At 52.7% G+C, this 15,013-nt stretch carries 15 protein-coding genes; 4 read left to right on the top strand and 11 right to left on the bottom strand.

Translation table 11 applies throughout. The features are described from left to right. Window positions 1–36 precede the first annotated feature (36 nt). Genes WKT05_RS05450 through WKT05_RS05460 form a run of 3 tightly spaced genes read left to right on the top strand, consistent with a single transcriptional unit; the run spans window position 37 to window position 3,625 of the window. A complete protein-coding gene (locus WKT05_RS05450; RefSeq protein ID WP_445323185.1) occupies window positions 37–789 on the top strand; it encodes an ABC transporter ATP-binding protein in 753 nt (250 codons plus the stop codon). Then, window positions 786–2,333 (top strand): COG1361 S-layer family protein, encoded by a 1,548-nt coding sequence (locus tag WKT05_RS05455; protein WP_340413239.1) that lies wholly within the window; start codon window positions 786–788, stop codon window positions 2,331–2,333. The genes WKT05_RS05450 and WKT05_RS05455 overlap by 4 nt, the downstream gene beginning before the upstream one ends. After that, entirely contained in the window at window positions 2,333–3,625 is a 1,293-nt protein-coding gene (locus WKT05_RS05460; RefSeq protein WP_340413240.1) for an ABC transporter permease, read from the top strand. Before WKT05_RS05455 ends, WKT05_RS05460 begins: the two co-directional genes overlap by 1 nt. Window positions 3,626–3,725: 100 nt before the next feature. On the opposite strand, the gene WKT05_RS05465 is transcribed toward WKT05_RS05460, so the two are convergent. The 11 genes from WKT05_RS05465 to WKT05_RS05515 form a co-directional block, all read right to left on the bottom strand. After that, window positions 3,726–4,085 (bottom strand): FMN-binding protein, encoded by a 360-nt coding sequence (locus WKT05_RS05465; RefSeq protein ID WP_340413241.1) that lies wholly within the window; start codon window positions 4,083–4,085, stop codon window positions 3,726–3,728. Continuing rightward, window positions 4,085–6,076, bottom strand: a complete 1,992-nt coding sequence (gene tkt / locus WKT05_RS05470) for a transketolase (protein WP_340413242.1) — start codon at window positions 6,074–6,076, stop codon at window positions 4,085–4,087. Before tkt ends, WKT05_RS05465 begins: the two co-directional genes overlap by 1 nt. Next, window positions 6,066–6,881 carry a WecB/TagA/CpsF family glycosyltransferase gene (locus tag WKT05_RS05475; RefSeq protein ID WP_340413243.1) on the bottom strand — a complete coding sequence of 272 codons (816 nt, stop codon included), beginning with the start codon at window positions 6,879–6,881 and terminating at the stop codon, window positions 6,066–6,068. The genes tkt and WKT05_RS05475 overlap by 11 nt, the downstream gene beginning before the upstream one ends. Next, on the bottom strand, window positions 6,856–7,956 hold the full coding sequence (gene csaB, locus WKT05_RS05480; RefSeq protein WP_340413244.1) for a polysaccharide pyruvyl transferase CsaB: 1,101 nt from the start codon (window positions 7,954–7,956) through the stop codon (window positions 6,856–6,858). Before csaB ends, WKT05_RS05475 begins: the two co-directional genes overlap by 26 nt. Next, the gene (locus WKT05_RS05485; protein WP_340413245.1) at window positions 7,934–9,304 is read right to left on the bottom strand and encodes an O-antigen ligase family protein; all 1,371 of its coding nucleotides are present in this window, start codon (window positions 9,302–9,304) and stop codon (window positions 7,934–7,936) included. Before WKT05_RS05485 ends, csaB begins: the two co-directional genes overlap by 23 nt. Continuing rightward, the gene (locus WKT05_RS05490) at window positions 9,289–9,849 is read right to left on the bottom strand and encodes a hypothetical protein (RefSeq protein WP_340413246.1); all 561 of its coding nucleotides are present in this window, start codon (window positions 9,847–9,849) and stop codon (window positions 9,289–9,291) included. Before WKT05_RS05490 ends, WKT05_RS05485 begins: the two co-directional genes overlap by 16 nt. Before the next feature lie 2 nt (window positions 9,850–9,851). Next, window positions 9,852–10,334: a DUF4330 domain-containing protein gene (locus tag WKT05_RS05495; RefSeq protein WP_340413247.1), complete on the bottom strand. Its 483-nt coding sequence runs from the start codon at window positions 10,332–10,334 to the stop codon at window positions 9,852–9,854. Further along, window positions 10,324–11,451, bottom strand: a complete 1,128-nt coding sequence (locus WKT05_RS05500) for a glycosyltransferase (RefSeq protein ID WP_340413248.1) — start codon at window positions 11,449–11,451, stop codon at window positions 10,324–10,326. Before WKT05_RS05500 ends, WKT05_RS05495 begins: the two co-directional genes overlap by 11 nt. An 11-nt stretch (window positions 11,452–11,462) precedes the next feature. Continuing rightward, window positions 11,463–11,915 carry a hypothetical protein gene (locus WKT05_RS05505; protein ID WP_340413249.1) on the bottom strand — a complete coding sequence of 151 codons (453 nt, stop codon included), beginning with the start codon at window positions 11,913–11,915 and terminating at the stop codon, window positions 11,463–11,465. A gap of 109 nt (window positions 11,916–12,024) precedes the next feature. Continuing rightward, the gene (locus WKT05_RS05510) at window positions 12,025–12,366 is read right to left on the bottom strand and encodes a type II toxin-antitoxin system PemK/MazF family toxin (protein ID WP_215507919.1); all 342 of its coding nucleotides are present in this window, start codon (window positions 12,364–12,366) and stop codon (window positions 12,025–12,027) included. A 14-nt stretch (window positions 12,367–12,380) separates the two neighbouring features. Then, on the bottom strand, window positions 12,381–13,541 hold the full coding sequence (locus WKT05_RS05515; protein WP_340413250.1) for an NAD(P)H-hydrate dehydratase: 1,161 nt from the start codon (window positions 13,539–13,541) through the stop codon (window positions 12,381–12,383). A gap of 234 nt (window positions 13,542–13,775) precedes the next feature. Here WKT05_RS05515 and tyrS point away from each other — a divergent pair, with 234 nt between their 5' ends. Then, entirely contained in the window at window positions 13,776–15,002 is a 1,227-nt protein-coding gene (tyrS, locus tag WKT05_RS05520) for a tyrosine--tRNA ligase (RefSeq protein ID WP_340413251.1), read from the top strand. Window positions 15,003–15,013 lie beyond the last annotated feature (11 nt).

Below are 15,013 nucleotides of genomic sequence, written 5' to 3' on the forward strand. Positions count from 1 at the left end.
TCACAAATGGTACAATGATAGGAAGGATGTGATGCTTTGGATCCATTGATTCGCATAAAGAATTTGTACCGAGTCTACCACATGGGCGAAGAAAAAGTCTATGCCCTTCGTGGCGTCAATTTAGATATTCAGAAAGAAGAAATTCTCTGCCTACTGGGAACCTCCGGCAGCGGGAAATCCACCCTTTTAAATATGATGGCCGGATTGGATCGACCCAGCAAGGGCGAAATTATTATAAACGGTAAAATCCACATGGAGAAACTTTCCGAGGAAAAGCTCACGAAGTTTCGCCAGTTAAACGTGGGCTTTGTCTTTCAGTCCTATAATTTAATTTCCACCTTGACGGCCACGGAAAACGTGAGTCTGGGGCTTATCTTCAAGGGCGTAAAAAAACAGGAACGGGAAGAAAAGGCCCGTGCCATTTTAGAGCGGGTGGGCCTGGGCAATCGCCTGGACCACAAGCCCAGCGAAATGAGCGGCGGCCAACAACAGCGGGTGTCCATCGCCCGGGCTTTTGTGGACGCGCCGCCTATTCTCTTTGCCGACGAGCCCACGGGGAATTTGGACACGAACACCTCCGTGGAGATCATGGAAATGATGTGCGACCTCGCCAAAGAACATAAGCAAACCCTCATTATCGTCACCCACGATTTGGAAACCGCCGTTTACGCCAATCGCATCGTCGAACTAAGAGACGGAAAAATTGTGCGAGACGAAACGCAACAGATTATCGAAAAAGCACGGGAGCTCGAACTTCTCCCCCAAAACAACAACGAGGAGACCCTATGAAAAAACAAGCATGGCTTTTAGCCGGTTGTCTGATACTTACAAGCGTCGCCCCCCAAGTGGCAACGGCGGCAAACAACGCCGATGCCATTCCCCCGGCAAAGGTGGAATCCACGAGCCACGCCCCCATATCCATTCTGGACTTCACCGACATAAGCTGGCCCCACGACGACGGCAGCGGGGCCGACATTCCCATTCGCTTTTCCATTAAAAATAACGGCAAGGGCGGGGCAAAAAACATACGCATTCAAGCGGAATCTCAGGATTTAAACGGCTTGGTGCCGAAATCGGTGACCACGGTCAATGCCAAATACTTCGCGCCAAATCAAAAAGAAAGCTACACCTTTACTTTTCAAATGACCCCCAGCGCAGAAGGCAAAAACTATCCCGTGAAACTTTCTGTCGCCTACGTTGATGTAAACACCAACGAAGTCCACGAAAGCAAACAAATCGTCACCGTTCGCTCAAACTCCGCCTCAGCTCCCTCCCCGGCTTCCGCCTCTTCCGGCGATTTCTCCGGCGGATCCATGGGCGATTTCTCCGGCGCAGACATGGGCGCGCCCCTTCCCGTTACGGGCTCTGAAGGCGCTTCCTCAGGCGGCGGCCAGGCCCCTACGGGCAACAATACGCCGAAGCTTGTCATCGACCACTACTCCTACGATCCTGTGGATGTCAAAGCCGGTGTGCCCTTTACTTTGTACTTCAGAATTCTAAATACCAATAGCAAGAAAACCGTGCAAAATCTGCGGGTCGCCCTTTCCGCCGATGCAGCGGATGCCGTGGACGTGCCCACATCCTCCGGCCAGAGCGCCCCAGGTGCCATGGAAGCCGCAGCTTCGGCTTCGGGCGGCGGTGGCGGCAGCGCCTTTATTCCCATCGGAAGCAGCAATACTTTTTTTATCGACAAGATAAAGCCGAAAAAACATGCGGAAAAAGAAATTACTTTGACGACGGCACCGGACACAGCCCCCCGTACCTACACCATTACGGCGAATTTCGAATACGAAGACAGCGCAGGCAATTCCTACACTTCTTCGGAAATCATCGGCATTCCCGTGATCCAAAGTGCGGAAATCGAATTGGGGGATTTGAAAGTTGACAAAGAGGGCTTTGTCGGCGGCGAAATGCCTCTGTCCCTGGAATTTTTCAACACGGGCAAATCTGTGCTCTCCAATGTGATGGTGAAAATGCGGGGCAATTTCGATGCGGATACCAACACCTATTTCGCCGGCAATGTGGCGCCGGGCAGCGCCCAAACCTACGACGTGAACATTACGCCTCGGGCAAAGGGCGAGCAAAAGGGCGAAATCGTCATTACCTACGACGATGCCACGGGCAGAAAACAGGAATTGGTGAAGCCTTTTGTGGTTCAGGTGGAAGGCGATATGCCCGCCCCTGAAGATGAAGGCGAAGAAACGTCCCGCCCCGCATGGGCCATTCCTTTAGGCGTCTCTCTTATCGCCGCCATTGTCGGTGCCATCGCCTTCTACGTCTATAAGAAGCGTAAAAACGCCGGCGACAACAACGACGAGGATTTGACGATCTGATGAGTTACCGCGACCTATTTGACATGGCGAAGAAAAATCTCCTCGCCAGAAAACTTCGCACGGGCCTCACCCTTCTCGGCGTGGTCATCGGCTGTGTCTCCATCATCATTATGCTCAGCTTCGGCTACGGCATGACGGAAAACAACAAGCGCATGATCGAAGACTTCGGCGATGTGAAAAACATCAATGTGACGCAGAAAGAAGAAGGCGGAAAGGGCAAGGCCCTCACGAGAAAAACTATTTCGGAATTAAAAGAGCTGCCTCACGTCGTGGACGTGACGCCGGTTTACAACACCAGCGTGAGCATGAAGATGCGAAAATTTCAATCGGATTTCGTGGGCATTACGGCCATGGAAAAACACACCTACGATTCCCTTGGCTGGGAAATGGACAAGGGCAGTTTCTTCCATGGCGACGGCAAGGGCCAAATGCTCTTCGGCAGCAATGTAGTGGATATGTTTTACGACCCCACGGGCTCCACAACCATGCCCGCCATGGACGAGGACAAGGATCCGCCGCCGCTTTTTAACGCCGCAGGCAAAGCCATGACTATTACCTCCTCCGACGTCTCCATGATGGGAGGCACCGGGAGCGGCACCGGTCTATCGACGGAATTAAAAGTCACAGGGCTTATCGCCAAGACGAAAAAAATGGACTACGACAACAATGTCTTTATGACCGTGGACGGCTATATGGATTTAATGGACCGCTTAAAAATGGATCGGCCCAACACCCACAACTACGACCGCATTCAGGTGCGGGTGGATGACATGAAAAATGCCGAAGAGGTATCCGACGGCATTAAGGCCCTGGACTACGACGCCATGGGCATGCTGGAAATGATCAAGAGCATGAACAAGGCTATGACCATCGTCAACGCCATCTTCGCAGGCATCGGCTCCATCTCCTTTGTCGTCGCCGCCATCGGCATTGCCAACACCATGATTATGTCCATTTACGAGCGCACCCGTGAGATCGGCGTCATGAAGGTTATCGGCGCGTCGATTCAAGACATTCAGAAGCTCTTTCTCACCGAAGCCGCCCTTATCGGCTTTATCGGCGGCGTCATCGGGGTGGCGCTGAGTTTAATGATGAGCGCGGGCTTTAATCTCATCGGCAACCGCTTTGCCATGGCTCAAGGCGCGGAAGAAGCGGTAAAGATCTCCCACATTCCTCTGTGGCTCGTGTTGGTGGCCCTCGTCTTTTCCACCTTGGTTGGTATCGCCGCCGGCTACTTCCCCGCCAAGCGCGCCATGAACCTCTCGGCTCTGGACGCCATTCGCAGCGAATAAAGGTTTATAAATAAAAAATCGGAAATGCCTCATGCGGCCATTACCGATTTTCAAAAATTTTTCTATTGAAAAGGACCCCTGTTTTTACAGAGGTCCTCTTTTATTTTCCGGCCTTATGAAGCGCATCGATTACGGCGGCGCTTAATCCCGCGGAAGTTTCCGTGGCGCCGGCAATGCCGTCGACGGTGGCGGTGTTTTTTCGCACCATGGCGCCGGGGAGTTTCTCCAGGGCGCTTTCCACCTGAGGCACTTGCTCCGTCGATTCTCCGTGGCTTTTTACGGCAATGTCTGCGATGCGACCGTCGTCGATGACCACGCGAAGGACGATGGGCTCCTTTTCGTTATGGCCCTTTCCCCGCCCTTCGTAGGTGCCGTCTTTGTAGGTGCTTTTCTCAGTGCAGCCGCCTAAAGACAAGGCGAGCACTAAGAGCAACGCCGCTGTTTTTCTTCGAGACGTCATTACTTTCTGCTCGTTAAATAGGCCTTGGCTTGTTCCGTTACGGCTTCTGCGGTGAGGCCGAAGCGTTTAAAGACTTCCGATGCCTTGCCCGATGCGCCGAAGGAATGCATGCCGATGGCCAAGCCGTCCAGGCCCACGTACTTGTACCAGCCCATGGTGGTTGCCGCTTCCACAGAAATTCGGTTGCGCATGGTCGAGGGAAGCACGGCTTCTTTGTATTCCTCCGATTGTTCGTCGAAGAGTTCTTGAGAGGGCATACTTACCACGCGGACGCCGTGGCCGTCTTTTTCGAGGGCTTGGGCGCTTTCCATGGCCAGGTGCACTTCGCTGCCCGTGGCGATAAAGATGAGATCCAGTGCATTGGCTTCTTTTTTCACCACATAGGCGCCATTTAATGCGTCCTTAGATGAGCCTTCAAGCTCCGGCAGGGTTTGACGGGTGTAAATCATGCTCACAGGTGTGGATTCGCTGTGCATGGCCACGTACCAAGCGACGGCCACTTCCGTGGAATCCGCCGGGCGGAAGGTAATCATATTGGGAATGGAGCGAAGCATAGCCAAGTGCTCTATGGGTTGGTGGGTCGGGCCGTCTTCGCCGACGCCGATGCTGTCGTGGGTAAAGATGTAGGCCGTGGGAATGCCCATGAGGGCGGCGAGGCGGAGCTGGGGCTTCAGGTAGTCGCTGAAGACCAGGAAGGTGGCACCGTAGGAGCGGAAGCCGCCGTGGAGATAAATGCCGTTCACGATGGCGCCCATGGCGTGTTCTCTGACGCCGAAGTTAATGTTTCCTCCTAAACGATTGTCCACGCTGTATTGGCCTTCGCCTTTCATATCGCTCTTGTTGGAGGGGCCCAAGTCGGCGCTTCCGCCGAAGAGATTGCCCATGCCGGCGGCGACGCGCTGCAGCATTTCGTGGGAGCTGGCTCGGGTGGCCATGTCTTTTTCAACCGGCGCCCAGTAAGCATCTTCGTCCGTAAAGGAGAGGTCTTGCTTTTTCGTATCGTAGCTTGCCAGGAAGGCGTCGTATTTTTGTGGGAAGGCTTCTTTGTATTTTTCTTCCAATGCCTTCCATTCGTCGTAGACCTTGCGCTTTTCTTCCAGCTTCTCGTCGACTAAGGCCTTCACTTCGTCGGCCACTTCAAAAGGCGCCACGTCGTAACCTAATTTGTCGCGGGTGGCTTGGTTCTTTTCTTCGCCAAGGGGCGAGCCGTGGACGCCGGCGGAGCCTTCCAAAGGCGAGCCGTAGCCGATGGCGGTTTTAATTTCGATTAACGTGGGCTTGACCTTTTCCTGTTTCGCCGATTCCACGGCCCGGGAAATGGCATCAATGTCCGTGCCGTATTCCACGGTGAGCACTTGCCAGCCCAAAGCGCGGTAGCGGGCGGCAATGTCTTCTTTAAAGGACAGCTCCGTATTGCCTTCGATGGTAATGTTATTGGAATCGTAGAGGACGATGAGTTTGCCCAGTTCCAAGGTACCGGCGATGGAGGAGGCTTCGTTGCTCACGCCTTCCATTAAGTCGCCGTCGCCGCAGAGGACGTAAGTATAGTGGTCGATAAAGTCGTAGCCCGGTTCATTGTAGATGGCGGCGAGGCGAGTTTCCGCCATGGCAAAGCCGACGGCGGTGGAGATCCCTGCGCCTAAGGGGCCGGTGGTGGTTTCCACGCCGGCGGTGTGGCCGTATTCCGGATGGCCCGGGGTCTTCGAATCCAGTTGACGGAAGTTCTTTAAATCTTCCGCTTTAAGACCCAAGCCGAAGAGGTGGAACAGAGAATACAAAAGGGCGCTTCCGTGGCCGGCGCTTAAAATAAAGCGGTCGCGATTTGGCCACAAATGATCCTTGGGATCGAAATTTAATGTATTGGCCCACAGTGCCCACGCCATGGGTGCCGCGCCCAAGGGCAGGCCCGGGTGACCGGAGTTGGCTGCATCAATTTGGTCGATGGATAGTGCCCGCAAGGTGTTGACCGCGAACTGTTCGTTATGATTCATGAGATCCTCCTCTGTTTTCTTTCACGACGGAGACCGCCTTTTTGTTTGTTGCGATGGTCCATAAGAATTTCGGAATGGCCATTTGCCGCCCGATTCTCGACGGGTTTTTTAACAGGCGATAAAACCACTCCAGGTGGAGTCGGATGAAAACCTCCGGCGCCCGCTTGGCTTTTCCCGCCAACACGTCTAAGACGCCGCCGTTTCCGATGGCCACGACAATGTGCTCGAGCTTGTCTTTGTTGTTTAAAATAAACTGTTCCTGCTTCGGAAAGCCCAATCCCACAAAGAGAATCGACGCGCCGCTTTCGTTGATGGCGCGGATCACCGCCGCCTCTTCCTCGGAATTTTCATAGCCGCGGTGGGCGCCTTTAAAATACCCGTGGTGCTCCCCCGCCACAATGGGCCCGTACTTTTCTTCTACCCGTTTTTTCGCTTCCGCCGCCACATGAGGCTCGCCGCCTAAAAAGAAAATCTGCTTGTTCTTTTCTTTGGCCAGCTCAAGAAGGAAGATGGACAAATCATAGCCGGTAACCCGCTCTTCCAAGGGATGGCCCCCCATTTTCGAACCGATGACCAAACCGATGCCATCGGGCACCACGAGATCGGCCGCGTTCATCACCGCCGCTTGTTCGGCGTCGTCTTTCAGCGCCATGACGATTTCCGTATTGGGCGTGAAGATTCGATGGAAGCCGCCTTCATCTAAAAAATCGGAAAGAATTCTGCGGCTCTCTTCCTCGCTCACGGGATCCACCACGGTGTTAAAGATTTTGATCTTGTCCTTAGGATTGTAAAAGGTCGAAGACATGGTTCACATTCCTCCTGCTTTTTTCCAAGAGCACCCGGTGCTGGGCCTCGAGGCGCGCCCGCTCCACATCCCGCTTGCCGTACATAGCCACCACGGCATTTAAGAGCTTTTTCTCGTCCATGCCTTCGGCTTGTATGTCCGCGTCGATGGACAGGGCTTCCAATTGGGCCTTGACCTTCGGGTCGTAGACCACGCCCACCGCCGGCGTTTTCGATGTGACGGCATAGATCAAGGCGTGGAGGCGCATGCCGATTAAAAGATCGCACAGGCCGATGATCCCTTCCATCTCTTCCACGCCGTAATTGCCGCTTAAGACGTAGCAGTGATCCTTGTGCACCATTTTCGCCTTGATGCTCTCGGCGAAATGCTTGTCTTCCGGATAATGCAGGGGCGTAAATAAAATTTCAAGGCCTAATTCTTCGTGGGCCCGATCGGCGACGTAGGCGATTTTCGTCGCCAACGCAGGGGCTTTTTTCCACTGGCGCACGGCGATGGCGAGGAAGCGTTGATCTGCATCAATGCGTTCTTGCCGCAAAATAGCTTTCGCCGCCTCCGGGCTGATGCCTTCGATGCCGTACACGGGATCGGCGGTGACTTCCACCGGCGGCACGTTTACGCCAATGTCTTGAAGGACCTTGGCGCTGTCCGCATCCCTCAGGGTAATGTAGTCCACCTTGTTTAGAATGCGCGCCGTCAGTTTTCGGTTCAAGGCCTTGTGAATGGGGCCGACGCCGTTGGCATAGACGTAGATCTTTTTTCCCAAACGCTTCGCCAGGGCCATAACCCCCAAGTAGTAATACAAGCTCCTGGAGGAGGTCTCGTCTTGGAGGAGCGAGCCGCCGCCACTAATTAAGAGATCCGTTCCCATGAGGGCCTTCTTCACGGATTTGTAGTGAAAGCGCTGGGTGGCATTGACGCCGTATAGCCTACGGGTTCGCGGTGGATCGTAGGAGAGGACATTTAATTGTACGGTGGGATCACAGGCCCTGATGTCGCTTACGATGGCGTGTAAAATCGCGTCATCGCCGCTGTTATCGAAGCCGTAATAGCCGCTAAATAAAACTTTCTTTCCCATAAGAATCCATCCTTTTCTCCCCTTTCTCTGCGGAGAGATGTTTTTTACAAATGCGTACCAGGGCGAAGGAAATGGCCAGCAAGAGCCAGAAGGTAGTGGTGATTTTGGTCATGTAGAAGATGTTTTCAAACATCCCGTGAAAGAGCATGCCGGCAAAGGAAGCGCAAAGGGCCGCACCCATGATCTTTAAATACCTGTCTTCGCTCTTTAAGGGGTAGCGAGCCAAATTGACAAAGATGCTCACCATAAAGATAAAGAACAGAACGAACCCCACCAGCCCCATTTCCGCAAAGACCTGCAAAAAAGTATTGTGGGCGTGGTAAATGGGCATAGTGCGAATGTATTGCTCGAAGACCATTTTAAAGGGCAAATGCCCCAGGCCCAGTCCCACGATGAAGTGATCGTGAATGATCCCCTCGGTGATCTCCCATATTTTAAAGCGATAGGAGGTGGACGAGTCGGCCAGATTGAAAATGGTCATAAAGCGATTGACGATGCTCTCAGGCACCACAAACACCGCCGCACCCATGAGGGGAATGGCCAAAAGCAAAAGCTCTTTTCGCACGAGACAAATAAAGATGAAGGCCGCCACGGCGAGGCCGAGCCAGCCGCCGCGGGACATGGTCATAAACAATGACAAGACCTGCACGGCGAAGACGGCCAAGAAAAGCAGCCGCACGCCGTCTCGCTTCGTAGACCAAAAGAGGCCCACACAAAGAGGGATGGTCATGACCAAATACTCGGCGAAAATATTGGGATTGCCGAAGACCGAATAGGCCCGGGCACGAATGGCGCCGTTGGAGCTGGTGTCTACCCATTCCTTCTTAATATCCACGCCGACGACGTATTGGTAAATGCCCACTAGGGCGAGAAGCGTCGCCGCACAGACCACGGCGACGATGACGCCGTGAACTTGTTCCACGGTTTTTACTTCGTTAATCATAAAGATTAAATACATAAAGCCCGCCGTGTGAATGGCCAAATCCCTTAAAGAACCCATAAGATAGACGGACGTGGCCGTTTGAATCACCATTAAGAGAAAGTAAATGTAGGGCACCACCTCGTGGCCCGCCACGATGAGTGGATCGTCTTTTTTGAAAAACTTTCTGAACAGATACAGGCCGAAGGTACCGTACAAGAGCATAAGGACCAAGAGATCCGGCAAAAAGATGTAGCCGAAGGTGGTGGCGAAGAGGCAGACCATGGGATTTTCGAAAAAGACCACAAGGCCGATCAAGCCTGCAAAGAGCAGGATCACAAAGGGAATCTTAATGCTCAGTCCCACGCCGCCGACAACAAAGCCCAAAGCGAGTAACAGGAGTGGATTTATTTTTACGCGTGTTTCCACGGCTCCACCTCCTTATCGTGTAAAAGCAGGCGCCACAAAGACCGAAATCCCTTCAGCACAAAAGAGCTGCCTGCGATTTCATAAATATTGCCTGCGATTCTATACATGAAGAGGCCTGCGAGAAGAAAGAAAAGTCCCGAAACGCCCCAAAGGCTACGGTGCAATAAAGAAAGAATCAACACGCTTAAGCCGAAGCCCACGCTAATCATGCCCGTGGTTTTAAAAGCCGAATCCCAGGCAGTGTAGCTATCTGCGATGTCAAAGCCTACGGAACCGGATACGGCACCCGCCAGGCGGATGCGTAGCCAATGAGCGATGGTATTGAACAGGCGGTAGAAAAATCGAAGGATGCGAAAAAAGAAGGTGCCGGCGAAAACCGCCTCGGCCCCGTCGAGCATATGTCGCAATCCCGATGCCCGCCACTGCCTTTGCACCGCGCCGCCCACGGCCGCAAAACAGCCGTGAAGGAAACTTTGCTTATACCAATTCTCCAATGCCCTCACTGCGGAAAGTAGTAGTTGAATCAGTACACTGGATTGAATCATAATTACTTCCCGTCTTTAGTAATGCCTACGCAGACACCTGTAAATGCAGAGGTCTTTGTCTTGACGCGGTATTCGTTGCCGACGCGAATTTCTTCGCCGCCCACCACATAAGACTTATCCGATTCCTTAATGTCCACATTCACATCCAGGTAGACGGAATACTTTTCCGGCACCGGCGCGTTGATCCATTGCCCTTCGTATTCCACGGCATCTTCGTAAGGACGCACGGTCTTGCCCACGATTTTGCCCATAAAAATGCCTTTATCGTAGCTGTAAAGGTCTTGCCCCTCCATCATGTTTTCCACTGTCGGCGTCCGCACCTTGTCTACAAGGAGGGTCATCTTTCCCTTCGACGTACTTTCCACGGCAATGGAGGAATCTTTAAAGCGAGAGATGCCGCCCACGACGGCGACGATAAGGATGAGTAAGAAGAGGCAGTCAATAATATTGATCTTGCCGAAGAGTTTTCCTTTTTTATCGATCATGTTGGCTCCTTTTAAGAATTTTCTGATATATTTCCGCATGGCTTTTGGCCATGGCTTCCTGACTGAAGTGTTCGTTTACGTATTCATAAAGGCCTTCGCCCCGCGCCTTCATTTCATCGGGATGATTCAGGGCATAAAGCATTTTCCGACTCATGGCTTCGGCATCTTTCGGTTGAAAGACCATGCCATAGTCCCCCGCCATTTCTCCGATGCCGCCGACGTCCGTGGCAATAAAGGGAATTTTCGCCTTAGCCCCTTCGAGAAGGGCGTAGGGGAAGCTTTCCGATACGGAAGTGAGGAGATTCACATCCCCCGCCCCGTAAAGGCTGAAGGGATCGGAGACCTGGCCCAAGAATGAAACCAAATCTTCCAGACCCTCATCTTTCACATAGGCCATGAGCTTTTCCCGCTCCAGCCCTTGCCCGGCGATGAGTACGTGTCCGTCTGTGAAGGCTTCCTTGTTTAAGGCCACCGCGCGCAAAAGGGTCATGTGGTCTTTGACCAAATCCAGGCGGGCGGCAATGACAAAGAGCATGCGCTCGGCGTATTTTTTCAATCCGTAGCGATCCAAAAAGCGATCTTTATCTACGGCGAGCTCCGTCTTTTTCATGTCGATGCCGTTGTAGGTGACAAAAATGGCGTCTTCCGGAAAGCCACGACTTACCAACATGGTCTTGAAGCGCTCCGTAATGGCGATGTAGTTGTCGAATCGCTTTAAGGCGTATTTGTTTAAAGGCGTAAAGACCTTGTCCTTAATAAAATTGTCTTTGAAGTCCAGAAGGTAATCGCTGTGCAAGGTGGTGACCATGGGCACATCCACGCGCTTTCTCAGGTACAGGGCGTTAAAATTAGCCCTCGCGCCATGGCAGTGGATTAAATCGAATCCCTCGTCCTCGATCATGCGGGCCACTTCTTTTAATGCCCCCATGTCGAAGCGATTTTTCTGCTCTACGAGGCGGGCATCAATGCCCAGATCCAAGGCGCCGTCGAGAAAAGGCCCGGGACAGAAACACACCATGCTCACTTTGCCATAGCTTTCCAGGCCTTTCAGCAAAGTATAGATGTGGGTCTTCGCCCCACCGGTGTCGCCGCCGCTGATAAGATGAAGAACTTTCATCGTCATCCCCGTTAAAGTCCTCGTACCACGCGGTAATTTCCCCGCGCGAGTACAATGGCGTCGGTGGCGGCCACAAGGCCACGGCCGTCACTTCTCGGTGCAATGAGCATATGGTTTAAGGGCGCTTTCTCCCCTTGTTTTAAATCCACGCCGACGGTAATGTCGCTGAGGCCGCCTAATTCTTGGGCGATGGTGTCCACCCGCCCGCTTCTCGGAATCAGTTCTGCCCCTTGGGCCGCGATAATTTTATCGCCCGCCTTCAGCTCCACCACTTCCATGGTACCGGAAGTTGCAACGGCCGCCGGTTGTTGGTTTTGTTTTTTTTCTATGGCTTCAAGCCTTTGGTTTAAATAACTCAAGGAAACCAAAGGATCGTCATCTTTGGCAAAAGCGGGAATGGCCGCGCCCATAAACATCAATCCGAGGGCACAGGCCGCGATTATTTTTTTCCAATTGCGTTTCACAATCTCATCCTTTCTGTGTTTTAATTCATCTCATCTATTATACAACAATCCAACGCTTAGACCAATGAAAACGACAAAAGCGCGGGGCTTGCCCGCGCTCGTCTATGTATTACAGACCGATGCTGATTTTTAATGCTTCGTCGACGTCGTCCATAATTTTTGTGCCGAACTTGCCGATTTTTTCCCGCAACCGCTTTTTATCGATGGTACGCACCTGTTCCAAAAGAATCACGGAGTTTTTCGGCAAATCATTGTTCGCCGCCTTCACCTTGACGTGAGTCGGTAGTTTTGTCTTGTTCATTTGCGATGTAATCGCCGCAACTATCGTCGTAGGCGAATACTTGTTGCCCACATCATTTTGAATGATGACCACGGGCCTTACGCCGCCTTGTTCCGAACCGATAACCGGGCTCAGATCGGCATAAAACACATCGCCTCTCTTAATAACCATAGATCACAACCTTTCTATTTCCGACAGATCTCTCTCGCGGCCTCGAGGCGGAGGAAGGCTTCAGGCAAATACTCGATAAGATCCGAAGCGATCATTCCCCGCTTGCTTTTATGTAAAGCGGCGAGATCTCCTGCCAGTCCGTGTAAGTATACCCCCAGGCGGGCCGCTTGAAAACAATCCATGCCCTGGGCCAAAAACGATGCGATAACGCCGGTTAAAACATCGCCGGAGCCCGCCGTCGCCATGCCGGCATTGCCCGTTTCGTTGACTACGCGGTCGTCTTTCGAAGCCACGACGGTGTCGTGTCCCTTCAATACCACCACGCCGCCGTAGCGACGAAGGCAGACGTCCACAGCTTCGTCTCGGTGGGCGTTCACCCAGGCCACATCGCGATCGATGAGGCGGGCCATTTCCCCTACGTGAGGCGTATAAATTTTCGGCCCCCTAGAGAGGGGCCTTGCTCCCGCCAAATGGTACAGCCCGTCGGCATCGACGACCATGGGAAGGGCGAGGCCGTATACTTTTAAAAACACATCCCGCGCCCTGTCGTCGCGGCCCATGCCCGGACCGAGCCCCAAGGCGTCCACGTCCTTTAAATCCTCCGCCACACTTTGTTTTTTTACGATGACTTCGCGCATACGCAAAGAAAAGTCGCGGAAAATATCGTCGGGAACGTAGGCGTAACTCAGGCCGCAACCGGCCCTTAATGCCGCCGAGGCGGCGAGGTCTACGGAGCCGAACATCCCGGCGCATCCGCCGACGACGGCCGCCTTTCCCCGAGCGCCTTTGTGGTCACTCAGATTCACGACAGGGAGCATTTTCGCCGCCTCCTTCGACACCGAAGGCCCCTCGCCTGTCCTGAGCCGCGCCACGGCGACGGCGTAGTCTTTTTCATGAGAGATGGATAAATCAAAGAAATGCTGCTCAAAGCGTCCGTAGGGTGCGCCGCCTTCGTCGTAGAAAACAAGCAGGTTTTTAAAGCCCGCCTTAAACAGACCCGCACCCAATGCCTTGGCCATGGCCTCTTTTGCGGCAAAGTGTGCGGCCACGGTATTGGGGTGCAGGCGCATATTCGCCCGTTCCTCAGGCGAAAACACTTTTTGCAGAAAAGCCTCGCCTCGCCTGTTCAGTATTTCTTTTACTCGCGGTATGTAAACCAGATCCACGCCAATCATATGCCACCTCTTTTTCATCATAACACAATTTTCAGAAAAAAACGCTTTTTTGCTTGACAAAGTTTTTGTCCCTCCATATAATGGATATCAAATTCATAGATACGATGATGGCGTCCCCAAAATTACAGCGCCGGAGTATGATAATTTGCTTGAGGCTTTTTGCGAAGAAAGGTGGTACCGCGTTGGAAGACGCCCTTTCGCAGGAGCTTTTTTTGTGCTTAAAAAGGAGGCATCATGACTGAAAACGTATTTGATCTACTTGAAAGAAGAGGTTACATCGACCAAGTAACTTTCCCCGAAGAATTGCGCGAACGCTTGGCAGAAGGACCGATTACTTTTTATATCGGCTTTGACGCAACGGCGGATTCCCTTACTTTAGGTCACTACCTTCAAGTAAAAGTTCTTCAACATTTCCAACGTGCAGGCCACGTGCCCATTACCCTTTTCGGCGGCGGCACCACCTTGATCGGCGACCCCTCGGGCCGCAGCGATATGCGTAAAATGCTCACCCCCGAAGATATCAACTACAATATTGAATGCTTCAAACGGCAATTATCTCATTTTATCGATTATTCCGACGGCAAGGCCATCGTCGCAAACAATGCGGATTGGCTCTTGGACCTGGGCTACTTGGACTTTATGCGTAACATCGGCGTGCATTTCTCCGTCAACCAAATGCTGAAGTTGGATGCCTACGCCAACCGCTTGGAACAAGGACTCACTTTCTTTGAAATGGGCTACATGCTCATGCAGTCCTACGACTTTTTGATTCTCTACAGAAAATACAATTGCCAATTGCAATTAGGCGGCTCCGATCAATGGAGCAACATGCTCGGCGGCTACGACTTGGTTCGCAAGCTCGACGACGGCAAGGTCTACTCCATGACCTTCAAGCTTTTATCCACCGCCGACGGCCAAAAGATGGGCAAATCCATGAAGGGCGCCATTTTCTTGGATCCCAACAAGACGCCGCCCCACGAAATGTTCCAATACCTGCGTAACTGCGACGACCGCGACGTCGTGAAGTTCCTGAAACTCTTAACCGACGTCAGCGACGAAGAAATCGCCGATTACGAAAAATTGGAAGGCCAAGAGCTGAACGTAGCCAAAGAACGTTTGGCTTGGGAAATCACCAATGAAGTTCACGGCAAGGAAGAAGCGGACAAGGCTCTGGAAGCTTCCCGCGTTCTCTTCGGCGGCAGCGGCGATACGGAACACATGCCCACCACGGAGCTTGCAGAAGAAGATGTGAAAGACGGCATCACCATTGTGGAACTGATGCAAAAAGGCGATCTCATCGCCTCCACCAGTGAAGGACGCCGACTCATTCAACAAGGCGGCGTGTCCGTCGACGACGAAAAAGTCGCTTCCCACGATGCCATCATCACTTTAGATGCCCTTAAAAAAGGTGTCCACGTCCGCAAAGGCAAGAAGGTTCACCACCTGTTCAAATTAAAATAAGCCCATACAAT

This window comes from Peptoniphilus sp. HCN-40583, assembly GCF_037892835.1.
Lineage (GTDB): Bacteria > Bacillota > Clostridia > Tissierellales > Peptoniphilaceae > Aedoeadaptatus > Aedoeadaptatus rachelemmaiella.